At 59.8% G+C, this 12,695-nt stretch carries 12 protein-coding genes; 8 read left to right on the top strand and 4 right to left on the bottom strand.

What is annotated here, in order from left to right; translation table 11 throughout:
• Nucleotides 1-61 precede the first annotated feature (61 nt).
• Nucleotides 62-889: a 2,3,4,5-tetrahydropyridine-2,6-dicarboxylate N-succinyltransferase gene (gene dapD, locus ACEN2R_RS03135; protein WP_442039081.1), complete on the top strand. Its 828-nt coding sequence runs from the start codon at nucleotides 62-64 to the stop codon at nucleotides 887-889.
• 6 nt (nucleotides 890-895) lie between these two features.
• Nucleotides 896-1,246, top strand: coding sequence for a hypothetical protein (locus ACEN2R_RS03130; RefSeq protein WP_442039079.1), 351 nt, complete (start codon nucleotides 896-898; stop codon nucleotides 1,244-1,246).
• Between the two features lie 3 nt (nucleotides 1,247-1,249).
• On the opposite strand, the gene ACEN2R_RS03125 is transcribed toward ACEN2R_RS03130, so the two are convergent.
• Together ACEN2R_RS03125 and ACEN2R_RS03120 are read right to left on the bottom strand one after the other, a co-directional pair.
• Entirely contained in the window at nucleotides 1,250-2,329 is a 1,080-nt protein-coding gene (locus ACEN2R_RS03125) for a Hint domain-containing protein (RefSeq protein ID WP_442039077.1), read from the bottom strand.
• Nucleotides 2,330-2,338: 9 nt separating this feature from the next.
• The gene (locus ACEN2R_RS03120) at nucleotides 2,339-3,967 is read right to left on the bottom strand and encodes a Hint domain-containing protein (RefSeq protein WP_442039075.1); all 1,629 of its coding nucleotides are present in this window, start codon (nucleotides 3,965-3,967) and stop codon (nucleotides 2,339-2,341) included.
• A 303-nt stretch (nucleotides 3,968-4,270) separates the two neighbouring features.
• On the opposite strand from ACEN2R_RS03120, the gene dapE reads away from it, so the two are divergent.
• The 3 genes from dapE (at nucleotide 4,271) to ACEN2R_RS03105 (ending at nucleotide 9,089) form a co-directional block, all read left to right on the top strand.
• Nucleotides 4,271-5,419 carry a succinyl-diaminopimelate desuccinylase gene (gene dapE / locus ACEN2R_RS03115; protein ID WP_442039073.1) on the top strand — a complete coding sequence of 383 codons (1,149 nt, stop codon included), beginning with the start codon at nucleotides 4,271-4,273 and terminating at the stop codon, nucleotides 5,417-5,419.
• A gap of 44 nt (nucleotides 5,420-5,463) precedes the next feature.
• Nucleotides 5,464-7,722 (top strand): ribonuclease R, encoded by a 2,259-nt coding sequence (rnr, locus tag ACEN2R_RS03110; protein ID WP_442039071.1) that lies wholly within the window; start codon nucleotides 5,464-5,466, stop codon nucleotides 7,720-7,722.
• A gap of 92 nt (nucleotides 7,723-7,814) precedes the next feature.
• Nucleotides 7,815-9,089 (top strand): lytic murein transglycosylase, encoded by a 1,275-nt coding sequence (locus ACEN2R_RS03105; protein ID WP_442039069.1) that lies wholly within the window; start codon nucleotides 7,815-7,817, stop codon nucleotides 9,087-9,089.
• 37 nt (nucleotides 9,090-9,126) lie between these two features.
• Here ACEN2R_RS03105 and ACEN2R_RS03100 read toward each other — a convergent pair whose 3' ends face one another.
• A complete protein-coding gene (locus tag ACEN2R_RS03100) occupies nucleotides 9,127-9,861 on the bottom strand; it encodes a winged helix-turn-helix domain-containing protein (protein ID WP_442039493.1) in 735 nt (244 codons plus the stop codon).
• On the bottom strand, nucleotides 9,803-10,057 hold the full coding sequence (locus tag ACEN2R_RS03095) for a hypothetical protein (protein ID WP_442039067.1): 255 nt from the start codon (nucleotides 10,055-10,057) through the stop codon (nucleotides 9,803-9,805). Before ACEN2R_RS03095 ends, ACEN2R_RS03100 begins: the two co-directional genes overlap by 59 nt.
• A gap of 199 nt (nucleotides 10,058-10,256) precedes the next feature.
• Here ACEN2R_RS03095 and ACEN2R_RS03090 point away from each other — a divergent pair, with 199 nt between their 5' ends.
• From ACEN2R_RS03090 to ACEN2R_RS03080, 3 genes are all read left to right on the top strand, one after another.
• On the top strand, nucleotides 10,257-10,724 hold the full coding sequence (locus ACEN2R_RS03090; RefSeq protein ID WP_442039065.1) for a hypothetical protein: 468 nt from the start codon (nucleotides 10,257-10,259) through the stop codon (nucleotides 10,722-10,724).
• Between the two features lie 118 nt (nucleotides 10,725-10,842).
• A complete protein-coding gene (locus ACEN2R_RS03085; RefSeq protein ID WP_442039063.1) occupies nucleotides 10,843-11,481 on the top strand; it encodes a ribonuclease HII in 639 nt (212 codons plus the stop codon).
• An 88-nt stretch (nucleotides 11,482-11,569) separates the two neighbouring features.
• A complete protein-coding gene (locus ACEN2R_RS03080; protein WP_442039061.1) occupies nucleotides 11,570-12,685 on the top strand; it encodes a site-specific DNA-methyltransferase in 1,116 nt (371 codons plus the stop codon).
• The last annotated feature ends 10 nt before the right edge of the window (nucleotides 12,686-12,695 follow it).

Here is a 12,695-nt window from a genome sequence, read left to right as displayed (position 1 = left end):
TGTCCTTGCTTGCCTCTATAGCCTTTTACAAAACGAGGTCATAGACAAACCGGAGAGTGCCATGTCCAACGCACAGCTTGAAACTGCCATAGAAGCCGCCTGGGAGGCGCGCGATGCGATCACTTCCGCCACCACTGGCGAAACGCGCGACGCCATCGAAGCGACACTGAACGCGCTGGACAGCGGAACGCTGCGCGTGGCCGAAAGACAGGCCAACGGTGATTGGCACGTCAACCAGTGGGCTAAAAAGGCGGTTCTGCTGGGGTTCCGCATCAAGGATATGGAACAGCACGACGGTGGCCCGCAGGGTGCCGGCTGGTGGGACAAGGTGGATAGCAAGTTCAAGGGATGGACCGCCGCCGACTGGAAGGCCGCAGGGTTCCGCGCTGTGCCGAACTGCGTTGTGCGCAAGTCCGCGTTTATCGCGCCCGGCGTGGTGTTGATGCCGTCCTTTGTGAATATTGGTGCCTATGTCGACAGCGGCACGATGGTTGACACCTGGGCCACGGTGGGCAGCTGCGCCCAGATCGGCAAGAACGTGCATCTGTCCGGCGGCGTCGGCATTGGCGGCGTTCTGGAGCCGATGCAGGCCGGACCGACGATCATCGAGGACAACTGCTTTATCGGGGCGCGGTCCGAGGTTGTCGAGGGTTGCATCGTGCGCGAAGGGTCGGTTTTGGGGATGGGCGTGTTCATCGGCCAGTCGACCAAGATCCTTGATCGCGAAACCGGCGAGGTTTTCTATGGCGAAGTGCCGGCGGGGTCCGTTGTTGTGGCCGGATCAATGCCGTCGAAGAACGGTGTGAACCTGTATTGCGCTGTCATCGTCAAGAAGGTGGACGCCCGGACGCGGTCGAAAACCTCGATTAACGAGCTGTTGAGGGACTGATCCGCCGTGACCGACGCACCCGAGAAAAAAGTCAAGAAACCGTCGCGCCAGCAGGTCTATACCCTGCTGGTCGAGGTTGGTCGGTCCAAGGATGATGGATTGCCCAAAGGGGCGACCGGTGCCGCGCTGATGTGCTATGCATCGGGTGTGGACGAGGCAGAGGCCGTGCGCGAAACCGTGGCGATACTGAAGCAGGCAGAGTTGTCGCCGCTGGATGTGTCGGGCTACGGCACGCTGGAGGAACGGTTGGCCGAAGGTCATGACATCGACGAGGACGAGCGGGAACTGATGCAGCGCGCACTGGATGAAAACTCGGTGATCGTGGCGCAGATGACGCCGTTTTTTGACGAGGAATAGGCCCTAGCAGGCAAGCCCGATCTGAAGGGTCAGCGCCTCGAAATCCTTCAGGATCTGGCGTGCGGGCCCGTCGTGATCGGGGATCAGTTGTCGCGGCATGTTCCGCAGGATCGTTGTGTCCAGCAGGGGGCGGTTGTCGCGGATGCTGCCGATATACATGCTTTCCAGATCGGCGCCCGCGACCTGTAGGATTTCGTGTTGATCCAGCAGGATCTGGTAGTATCTCACGAATGGCCCGCGCTTTTCCCGCATGACAGAGACGCCATTGACCAGATGTTGCGCCTCTACCAGCACTTCTTCCATGCCGAATTGATATTCGATCTGCGCGCCCGCGACCAGAATCCTTTGTTCGGGTGCGACGATAATATCGCGGGTCAGACCGAAAAAAGGTGCCCGAAGGCGCAGGGGCTGATACCCGCCCACGGCTGGCACGTCGCGATACCCGATCCAGCGCACCGCCTTTGGCCCATTGTCGGCGGTCAGAACAAAGTCTCCGGGGCGGATGTCTTCGATCATCCGCTCGCCCTTCGGCGTTGCGACGGGCGAACGTTCTGCGATCGTCGGCATGAATCCCACGGGGGCCATGCCAGAGGATACGGCAAAAAAACCCGGCTCGCGCGGGGCGGACCTGCCGCGAATGCTGCGCGTCATCTGTTCGACATCGCGCAGCGGCAGAGCCTGCGGATCACCGAATTCCGTCTGTCGCAGGCTTCCGGTTTCGATGTTTTCAACCGTCAGAAGGCCAAGCCGTTTGGGCGCGTCCCAGGAATAGGTCACACGCAGGTTCTGACGTTTGCCGAACAGGTCGGTCGAGACACTGACCAGACTGGTCACATCCCCCTGACGCAGTGCGACTGAAAGTCGCCCCTTGGCGTTCAGCAGGATTATCAGCCGCGTGGTCCACCCCTGCTGGCGGTGATAATCCAGCAGGATCTGGGGGGTATCGCCCGGAATTGAAACGGCTGTTTCAATAACAATGCTGCCGGTCAGAACCAGATCGGACGTCGCCGCCGCTTTGGTTCCGGTCAGGCCCGAGGCCGAGAACATCGACCTTGAAAAGTCGGAATAGCCGATCCAGTTCATTGACACATCCTATGCTGCCCGCTGATCGCGAAACAGCACCTGTGCCTCGAACCCGCGCAATGTGCGGCGGACAGCGGGGCTGTATCCACGGCCCGTTTCAGGGTCGATTTCCGGGAACAGGGCACAGATTTCGTCCACGATACCCTGCTCGAAGCTTTTTGTGGTCTGCGGGCCAGGAAGGAAGCTTTCTGTGGTCAGGCCTTCGGAAAACACAACCTGATGCCGGTCGAACAGAATATGCACATAGGTCACTGTTCCGCCCTCGACTGGCCGAACGGAATAGTCGTTGACCAGATCTTTGGCGGCAACAAGGACCTCGTCCTCGCCGAACAACAGCTCTGCCAGACTGTCCCGGATCATGACGCGATGCAGCGGCGACAGCAGCAGCTCGCGGTGGATGCCAAAGGTGTTGGCGTTGATCCTGATCGGGGCAAAACTGCCCTCTGCTGCGACCTCGCGCTGGCCGATCCAGCGCAGCGGTTGCGCACCGTCGTCATGGGTCATCACCAGATCGCCGGGTCGAAGCGTCTCGACCGGCACCTCGCCGTCGGGTGTCAGGATCAGCGTTCCGGCCACAAAACACGGCACCGAATCCACGATCACATATCCGGTGTCCGTGTTGGTTCCGTTGCTGACCGAATAGGTGAAGTTGAAATTCTCGTCGGTGCCGTCGCTGACCATGCTCAGGATGCCATCCGGCCCCAGCGTGATCTGCTGGCCGGTGGAGAGCGTGACGGTGCTGCCAACCGTGACGGCGATGCCGTTGATATGGGTGATGGTCAACGTCCCGCCACCGGGGTTGATATCGTTTTCCAGAACGTCCAGCGTTCTGGTCTGACCCATGGCCAGATGGCCGTAGTCATCTGTCGCGATCAATACGGTTTGCACCGATCCGGCAGCAATCAACAGGTTGGAATCATAGTTGCTGTCGGTGACATCCGCGATCCCGATACGGATCGAGTTTGGCTGCCCCGGAATCACCGGAATTGTCAGCGTCATGGTGACGGTAAAGCCGTCCATCTCGGTGTTGTATTGATCCGACGTGTTGTCGATATAAAGGTTCTGGTTGGTCGTCGAGCTCAGGTTGCCGGGGTCCATATCGCCGTTTCCGACCGTCAGGTTCACCTGCGTCCCGTTGATCCAGACGCCGACAAAGTCCTGATAAAGCGAATTCACATACTCGGGGTATTCCTCGGACGAAAAAACGAACTGCATCGTCATCGTGTCGCCGACCGGGATGAAATCGACATCGAGGTAGGAAATATCATACGCGGTTGTGCCGGCGGCGGCGTTGAACTGCGCCTGTGCACCTGCATCCAGCGGCGCATTATTGCTTGTGCTTGTATTGGTCGAGGTTGAGGCGCTTTGGTTCGACTGGGTCGGGGTCTTGTTGTTGCCCCATCCGGTCGTCCCGGCGTTGTTGGTAAAGTCGGTCGCATTGCCGGTCGAAAAGATGACGCCCGTGTCCCCGGGTGTGACGCCGGGAGATACGGTATCGCCGTTGGTATAGATGCCGGATGATCCGTTTGCGCCGGAATAGGACGCGCCGGTTACGGTGACCCCGTCGCCGAAAATCGTCTCTGCCATCTGCATCGCGCTGGCGTTTGTGTTGATCGGAAGCTTCGATGCCGCAACCATTCCTGTCCCCAATTCCTTGGAGACAACGCAAATCATTGGGCGGATGCACCCCGCCAAGACGTAGTCGTTTCGGTCTTACTGCGCGTCTTGGACCGCGTTGGATCCCACTGCTTGCCCTGCCTCGGGTCAATATTATTAATCCGACGATAACGCTATTCCTGCCGAAGTGTTAACTGAATCTTGCCACAATCGGGTGGATCACTTTGAATATGTTTCATGTTGGCAACGGGTTATGCCGCATCCTGTCGCAATTGCAGTTCCGCTTCGCAGCCATTATCACTGGGCATGAAGGAGCATTTCATCATGACCAACCCCGTCGATCCCGTTGCCCTTACCGCAGATTTAGTGCGTTGCCCCTCTGTCACCCCTACAGAAGGTGGTGCGTTGACTATTTTGGATGGGTTACTGACAGGGGCAGGATTTGCCTGCACACGGGTCAACCGGGGCGGAATCGAAAATCTATTTGCGCGCTGGGGTGAAAAAAATCATCCCCGTACCTTCGGGTTCAACGGGCATACCGATGTGGTTCCTGTCGGGGATGCCGCGGCCTGGGCGCATGATCCCTTCGGGGCAGAGGTCGAAGACGGTTTTATGTATGGTCGTGGCACCACCGATATGAAATCCGGCGTGGCCGCGTTTGCCGCCGCTGCGGTGGATTTCGTAACGCAAACGCCCCCTGACGGCGCCGTGGTACTGGCGATCACCGGCGACGAAGAGGGTGACGCGCTGGACGGCACGACCGCGCTTCTTGACTGGATGGCGCAGACCGGCGAAGCGATGAGCGTTTGTCTGGTCGGGGAACCGACCTGCCCCGACACGATGGGCGAGATGATGAAGATCGGCCGCCGCGGGTCGATGACCACTTATTTCACCGTGAAAGGTGTGCAGGGCCATTCTGCCTATCCCCATCGCGCCAAAAACCCGGTCCACGCCATGGTGCGCCTGATGGACAGGCTGGCCAGTCATCGGCTGGATCAGGGCACCGACCATTTCGACGCCTCGACGCTGGCAATCGTCACCATAGACACCGGCAATCCCGCCACCAATGTCATACCGGCGGACTGCAAGGCGACCGTGAACATCAGGTTCAACGATGCCCATACCTCGGATGGCCTTATCGCCTGGCTGGACGTCGAGGCCCGCAAGATCGAGGCGGAAACCGGCGTCATCATTACCGCATCGACCAAAGTATCCGGCGAAAGCTTTCTGACCCCCCCCGGCGCCCTGTCGGATCTGGTGGCAAAGGCGGTTCATGGCGTAACCGGCGTCACGCCGGGCCTGTCTACATCGGGTGGAACATCGGATGCGCGGTTCATCAAAAATCACTGTCCCGTCGTGGAATTCGGTCTTGTCGGGCGCACGATGCATCAGGTGGATGAGCGGGTAGAGGTTGCGCAGGTCGGTCAGCTTAAGACGATCTATTCCCGTATCCTGCGGGACTATTTCGCCTGATCTTTCGGCATGACGCGCCGCTTTGCGCGTGATACGGAATGGGCATGAACAACATCCCGACAAAAGAGGAAATCCTTGAATGGATTTCCCAGAACCCGACCCAGACCGCGAAACGCGATATCGCCCGTGCTTTCGGGATCAAAGGCGCTGCGCGTATCGACCTGAAGCGTCTGCTGAAAGAGCTGGAAACCGAGGGCAAGCTGCAAAAGCGCAGCAAGACCTATCGCGATCCCGATACATTGCCGCCGGTCACCATTGTGCAGGTCACAGGCCCGTCGTCCGACGGCGATCTGTATGTCCGTCCGATGGAATGGACCGGCGCAGGCGACCCGCCGCGCATCCTGTTCATCCCGCGCAAGGGTGATCCGGCGCTGGGCGCTGGCGAACGTATTCTGGCGCGACTGACCGCCGTGCCGTCCGACGATCACGCCTTTGAGGCGCGTTTGATCCGGCGCATCGGCACCAATCCGCAAAAAATCATCGGCGTCTTCCGCGTTTCAGCGGAAGGGGGCCGCATCGTTCCGATCGACAAAGGCGCCGACAAGGACTGGCTGGTGCCTGCGGGTGCCGTGAACGACGCCAAAGATGGCGAACTGGTCGAGGCGGAACAATTGGGTGGCGGCGGTGGCCGCATGGGCCTGCCCCGTGCGCAGATCGTGCAGCGTCTGGGTGACCCGACAGCGCCCCGCGCCGTGTCATTGATTGCGATCCACCAACACGGCATCCCCGATGCCTTTCCCGATAACGTGGTGGCAGAGGCGGACGCCGCCGAACCTGCCAGCATGAAGGGCCGGACCGATCTGCGCGATATGCCGTTGATCACCATCGACCCCGTTGATGCCCGCGACCGCGACGATGCCTGTCTTGCCCATGCCGACGATGATCCCAAGAACCCCGGCGGTCATATCGTCTGGGTCGCCATTGCCGATGTCGCGTATTACGTCACCCCCGGTTCCGCGCTGGACCGCGAGGCGCGCCTGCGCGGCAACTCCACCTATTTTCCCGACCGGGTCGTGCCGATGCTGCCCGACATCCTGTCCGGCGATCTGTGCAGCCTGCACGAAGGCGTCGACCGGGCCTGCATCGCGGTGCGCATGGTGCTGGACGCCGATGGTGCAAAGATCGGCCACAGCTTTGTGCGCGGCATGATGCGTTCCGTCGCCTCTCTGAACTACGCCGAGGTGCAGGCGGCGATGGATGGCGAGACGACGGACCGCACTGCGCCGCTGATGGATGACATCATCCGCCCGCTTTATGCCGCCTACGAGGCCACCAAAACCGCCCGTGCGGTGCGTCAGCCGCTGGATCTTGACCTGCCAGAGCGCCGCATCCAGCTATCGGATGATGGCAAGGTGACCTCTGTCAACTACTACGAACGCTTCGACGCGCATCGCCTGATCGAGGAATTCATGATCCTTGCCAATGTCGCCGCCGCAGAGGAACTGGTTACACGAAAACGCCCGCTTTTGTTCCGCGTTCACGAAGAACCCAGCCCCGAGAAACTGGATGCCCTGCGCGAGGTTGCCAAGGCATCTGGCCTGACACTGGCCAAGGGGCAGGTGCTGCAAACCCGCCACCTCAACCAATTGCTGCGTCAGGCCGAAGGCACCGATCAGGATGAGCTGATCAACATTTCCACCCTTCGGTCCATGACACAGGCCTATTACGGGGCCACCAACTTTGGTCACTTCGGCCTCGCGCTGCGCAACTACGCGCATTTCACATCGCCGATCCGCCGCTACGCCGACCTTCTGGTGCACCGTGCCCTGATCACCGCGCATGGCTGGGGCAAGGACGGCCTTAGCGTCGATGACATCGAACGGCTGGACGAAACCGGCAAACAGATATCCGATGCGGAACGGCGTTCGATGGCCGCCGAGCGCGACACCACCGACCGCTATCTGGCCGCCTATCTGTCAGAACGTGTAGGCAACGAGTTTTCGGGCCGCATTTCGGGCATCCAACGCTTTGGTGCCTTCGTGAAACTGGACGAAACAGGGGCCGACGGCCTGATCCCGATCCGCACACTGGGTCGTGAGTTTTTCCATCACGACGCTGATGCGAATACGCTTCGCGGCTCTGACAGCGGGCTGACCCTTGGCATCGGTTTGCGGGTTACCGTCAGGCTGGCCGAGGCGGTGCCAGTCACCGGTGGTCTTATGCTGGAACTGCTCAGTGTCGACGGGAACGCCCTGCCCAGAACGCCGCAGCGCGGGCGCAGCAGTTTCAAAGGGCGCAAGGCGGGCCCCGCCAAGTCGAAAGCGGCCAAGTTGAAGAAAAAGATCGAACGGAAAAGGCGTTAGCGGGTCCTTGCTGATCGGCCAGCGGGTCCCTTCCTGCATACCGGAATTCGCGCTACACTGACCCAAATATAAAAATCAAATCGGGCGGTGATATGCGTAAATTTATTGGTGTTGTCGGGCTGGTCGCGGCGATCGTCCCTTTCGGGGGGCACGCGGGCACTTTGGCTGTCGAAACCTCGATCCGCCCTGCGGCAAAAACAACGGGAGGGGGCGCTGTGACCCGGGTTCAGATGTCTACGTCCAACATCGGGTTTGATCGCTGGATCGACGGTTTTCGGGCGCGCGCCGCACAGCAGGGCATTCGCGCATCGACCCTTGATGCGGCCTTTCGCGGGGTCCGATACAACACCGACGTGATCGCCAAGGATCGCAACCAGTCAGAGTTCACCAAAGAAATCTGGGACTACCTTGATAGTGCCGCATCGGACACGCGGATCAAGAACGGCAAGGCGGCCCTGCGCAAGCACCGGCGGGTTCTGGACCGGATAGAGGCGCATTACGGCGTCGAGAAAGAAGTCGTCGTGGCGATCTGGGGGCTTGAAAGCGCCTATGGCGAACGGCGCGGGGACATCCCGCTAATCGAGGCTGTGTCGACGCTGGCCTTCGATGGGCGCCGCGGCTCTTTCTTTGAGGCGCAGTTGATTGCCGCCCTGCAAATCCTGCAAAACGGCGATGTTGCACCACGGAATATGACCGGTTCCTGGGCCGGTGCTATGGGCCATACGCAGTTCATCCCGACCAGCTATCTTTCTTTCGCGGTGGATTTCACCGGCGACGGAAAACGCGACATCTGGTCGGATGACCCGACCGACGCCCTGGCGTCCACCGCCGCCTATCTTGCGAAATCCGGTTGGCGCAAGGGCATGCCATGGGGGGTCGAGGTGACGTTGCCGCGCGGGTTCGATTATACCCTCGCCAGCCGCAAGATTCAGAAAATGCCCGGCGATTGGGGCGCCGCGGGGGTCAAGGCCGCAGGTGGCGGCAACGTGCCCGATTATGGCTCTGCTTCGATCCTTCTGCCCGCAGGCAGCCAGGGCGCGGCCTTTATGATCTTCAAGAACTTCAGCGCGATCGAACGATACAACGCGGCCGACGCCTATGTCATCGGGGTCGGGCACCTGTCCGACCGGATCGGCGGCGCCGGCCCGATCAAGGCGGGGTGGCCACGGGGCTATACCCCCCTGTCGTTCACCCAAAAGCAGGAAATGCAACGCCTGCTGACCCGCAAGGGCTTTGATACGGACGGTGACGACGGCATCATAGGGCCGAACACCATCAACGCGATCCGCGCGTTCCAGAAGGCAGCAGGTGCAACCCCTGATGGCTATCCCTCAGAGGGGCTGATGACGCTGCTGAAGCGGCGGTAAACGGGGCGCGGTTCCGCACTCTTGTGGGGTGCCGACATTAGATCATCCGGATCACGTCTTTGTCGATGGCAAGCATATAGCCCTTTCGGGTGATGTTCTTGATCAACAGCTCGCTGACCAGTTGGTTTCCCAAAGTGTCCCGCAGGCGCTTGATCCGCGTGGCACCCGCCGCCTCGTCACAATCGGCGGCGTCGCGGCCTGAAATGACCGCTTCGATCTCGGCGCCGGACATCACATCGTCGTCCATCCGCGCCTCTGCCAGAACCGACAGGGTTTCAATCGCGGCATCGGTCAGTTTGAATGCCATGTTGTTCAGATAAACGGCCTTTTCCGCCCTGCTGATCATCAGAGACGACACCTGAATGCCGCTTTTCTCGACCTCTGACATGCGCCTGTTCAGCTCAACGATGGTCAGCAGAAACACCAATGCCGCGACAAGCAGGGATGTTGAAAACACCAGAAGAACGAAGATCACGGTTCGATAGGACGCCAGCACACCGGAAAACGAGGTGCCGGATTGCGCGAGAATTTCCAGCAGCTTGATCTCAGCGCCAGAAGTCAGCGCATCGTTCTCGACAAAGATCTGCTCGACCCGCTGGTTGAACGCATTCGCGTCGGGCAGGGTCATGAACAACAGCAGGGCGGCCACCAACAGGATCAGGACAATCGCGGCAATGCCCAGCAGGACAATGCGGTTTCCCGTGCGCCTGCTGTCAGTAACGGAGGAAGAATTCACCGGCCGCACCCTTTCTTTGTTGCAGGCCGCTTTCATCGAAAACCGATACCACATTCAATAGTGCCCAGTTCTGTGCGGCAAGACGCGGGGCGATTTCTGTGGCGGCTGCATCTTTGGTGCAGGCCCTGTCGCTGATAGCCATAACACCGTAGTGCAGGCGAAGCGGGGTTTCCCGCTTTGCCTTGTAATCTGCATAGCATGCGGCCGATGCGGGCGCAGCCACAAGCGCCATCAAAAGCGCGGACAGGAGGAGTGCGTGTTTCATCCGGCCAAGATGCGAATGTATTGGGCGTTATACAATATCAAAGCGGCGCGGGCGCTGTGTTATCCGGTAACACGGCCCCGATATTGTCTAGCAAATGTGGTCCGGGCCAAAGTTCGGACATAGCGTTCGGCAGACCCGTCGGCGCCCTGACATAAGGACCGATATGATGACCAAATCTCTTCTCGCCTTTGTTCTGTCCGCGACATTGGCCGTTACCGGACTGGCCGCCGCCCCTGCCCGCGCAGACACCAACGATATTGGAAAAGTCCTGCTTGGGGTCGCCGCGATCGCTGTTATCGCCAAAGTTGCCAGTGACAACAAGAAACAGCGTGCAGCACCCGTCTATTCCGCGCCGACGCGAAACGAGACGCGAAACCACGCGGCACCCATCCCGCAGCGGCACGTTCGCGCGAATCGCAAGGAACTGCCGCGCGCCTGTTTCGGCCAGTATGACACCCGCCGCGGTGCGCTTCGCGGGTTCGGGGCCAGGTGCTTGCAAAACAACATGCGTCATCACGTCCGTTTGCCCGCCGCCTGCGCACAGCAGGTGCGGACACGCCACGGGCGCGAGACGATCTATGCCGCCCGCTGCATGCGCGACTATGGTTACACCATCGAGAGAGGTCGCCGTTAAGCGACCCGGGCAGAGACGCGGTTTTTGAAATCCTCCGCGTCGCAAAGGGCGGGCGGGCAGAAATGCCCCCCGCTTTTTGCTATTGCGGCACAGGACGTAACAGGGTTGATGTTCGTCCATGACACACAGCTTTCCCGATTTTTCCTTTGAACAGGCTGCGTTCGCGCGCGGCGCCCTTCGTGTGGCCGGCGTGGACGAGGTTGGTCGCGGTCCCTTGGCGGGGCCTGTCACCGCCGCGGCTGTCCGGCTGGACCCCGCGCGTATTCCCGACGGGTTGAACGACTCCAAGGTTCTGACGGCCAAGCGACGCGATGTGCTTTTTGAGCAGATCATGGCGCAGGCGGACGTTTGCATTGCCCATGCCTCTGTCGAGGAAATCGACGACATCAACATCCTGCGCGCCTCTCATCTGGCGATGGAGCGGGCGGTGACCGGATTGGCCATTCCGCCCGACCATCTTTTGATCGACGGCAACATGATCCCCCGTGGTCTGAGCGTGAAATCCGAGGCGATCATCAAGGGCGATGCCAAATCGCTGTCGATTTCGGCGGCGTCCATTGTGGCAAAAGTAACACGCGACCGGATGATGATGGCATTGGCGCAACAGCATCCGGGGTATGGCTGGGAAACCAACGCCGGTTACGGGTCAAAAACGCATATGGCGGCGCTTCAAAATCTTGGGGTTACCCCACACCATAGACGTTCGTTTAAGCCTGTACACAATATCTTGTATCAAGATAAATCAGTAAGTGATTGATTCAAAAAAGAATTTGACCACGAATCATCTTTGACTCATGTTCGTTCTCAACAACTGAGCGCAAAAATGCGCCGGAGCAGAGGCAGACATGGCAAGCAAAACAAAGATTTCGGAGGCGGTGACGCTTCCTTTGAATACCATCATTGATGGCGACTGCATCGATGTGATGAACAGTCTTCCGGCGAACTCGGTCGATCTGATTTTCGCAGATCCCCCCTATAATCTTCAATTGCGCGGCGAACTGCATCGCCCTGACAATTCCAAAGTCGACGCAGTTGACGACCATTGGGACCAGTTTTCCTCTTTCGCCGCCTATGACAAGTTCACCCAAGACTGGCTGAAGGCGGCGCGCCGGTTGCTCAAACCCCACGGGGCGATTTGGGTGATCGGTTCTTATCACAACATCTTCCGCGTCGGATCGGCTTTGCAGAACGAAGGTTTCTGGATTTTGAACGACGTGGTGTGGCGCAAGTCCAACCCGATGCCGAACTTTCGCGGAATGCGTCTGACCAATGCTCACGAGACGATGATCTGGGCGTCGAAAGAACAGGCGTCGAAATACACCTTTAACTACGAAGCGCTGAAGGCGTTGAACGACGGTGTTCAAATGCGGTCTGACTGGGTTCTGCCGATCTGCACCGGCCACGAGCGCCTGAAAGACGAGGCGGGCGACAAGGCCCATCCGACCCAGAAACCCGAAAGCCTGCTGCACCGCATTATCGTCGGCTCTACCAATCCCGGCGACGTCATTCTTGACCCGTTCTTCGGCACGGGCACCACGGGCGCCGTTGCGAAAAAGCTGGGCCGCGAATTTATCGGCATCGAACGCGAGGCCGCTTACCGCAAGGTCGCGGAAAAGCGGTTGGCGAATGTGCGCAAGTTCGACAAGGAATCCCTGCATGTCAGCACGTCCAAGCGGGCAGAGCCCCGGGTGCCATTCGGCCAGTTGGTCGAACGCGGCATGCTAAGCCCCGGTGAGGAGCTGATGAGCCTGAACGGTCGTTACAAGGCCAAGGTGCGCGCCGATGGCACGCTGATTTCGCACGATACCAAAGGATCGATCCATCAGGTCGGCGCCCATCTGGAGGGCGCGCCAAGCTGCAATGGCTGGACCTACTGGTCGTTCAAGCGCGATGGAAAACAGGTGCCGATCGACCTGCTGCGCCAGCAGATCCGCGCCGAAATGGAAGAGCGCCCTCACTAGGGCTCTCCCC

It is taken from the genome of Pseudogemmobacter sp. W21_MBD1_M6, assembly GCF_052119585.1.
Lineage (GTDB): Bacteria > Pseudomonadota > Alphaproteobacteria > Rhodobacterales > Rhodobacteraceae > JBGQOJ01.
This window is presented reverse-complemented; position numbering and strand designations above follow the sequence as displayed.

Excerpts from the sequence above, each read along its gene's own strand:
- dapD (WP_442039081.1), top strand. The coding sequence starts at position 62 with ATGTCCAACGCACAGCTTGAAACTGCCATAGAAGCCGCCTGGGAGGCG.
- ACEN2R_RS03125 (WP_442039077.1), bottom strand. The coding sequence starts at position 2,329 with ATGAACTGGATCGGCTATTCCGACTTTTCAAGGTCGATGTTCTCGGCC.
- ACEN2R_RS03120 (WP_442039075.1), bottom strand. The coding sequence starts at position 3,967 with ATGGTTGCGGCATCGAAGCTTCCGATCAACACAAACGCCAGCGCGATG.
- dapE (WP_442039073.1), top strand. The coding sequence starts at position 4,271 with ATGACCAACCCCGTCGATCCCGTTGCCCTTACCGCAGATTTAGTGCGT.
- rnr (WP_442039071.1), top strand. The coding sequence starts at position 5,464 with ATGAACAACATCCCGACAAAAGAGGAAATCCTTGAATGGATTTCCCAG.
- ACEN2R_RS03105 (WP_442039069.1), top strand. The coding sequence starts at position 7,815 with ATGCGTAAATTTATTGGTGTTGTCGGGCTGGTCGCGGCGATCGTCCCT.
- ACEN2R_RS03100 (WP_442039493.1), bottom strand. The coding sequence starts at position 9,861 with ATGAAAGCGGCCTGCAACAAAGAAAGGGTGCGGCCGGTGAATTCTTCC.
- ACEN2R_RS03095 (WP_442039067.1), bottom strand. The coding sequence starts at position 10,057 with ATGGCGCTTGTGGCTGCGCCCGCATCGGCCGCATGCTATGCAGATTAC.
- ACEN2R_RS03090 (WP_442039065.1), top strand. The coding sequence starts at position 10,257 with ATGACCAAATCTCTTCTCGCCTTTGTTCTGTCCGCGACATTGGCCGTT.
- ACEN2R_RS03085 (WP_442039063.1), top strand. The coding sequence starts at position 10,843 with ATGACACACAGCTTTCCCGATTTTTCCTTTGAACAGGCTGCGTTCGCG.
- ACEN2R_RS03080 (WP_442039061.1), top strand. The coding sequence starts at position 11,570 with ATGGCAAGCAAAACAAAGATTTCGGAGGCGGTGACGCTTCCTTTGAAT.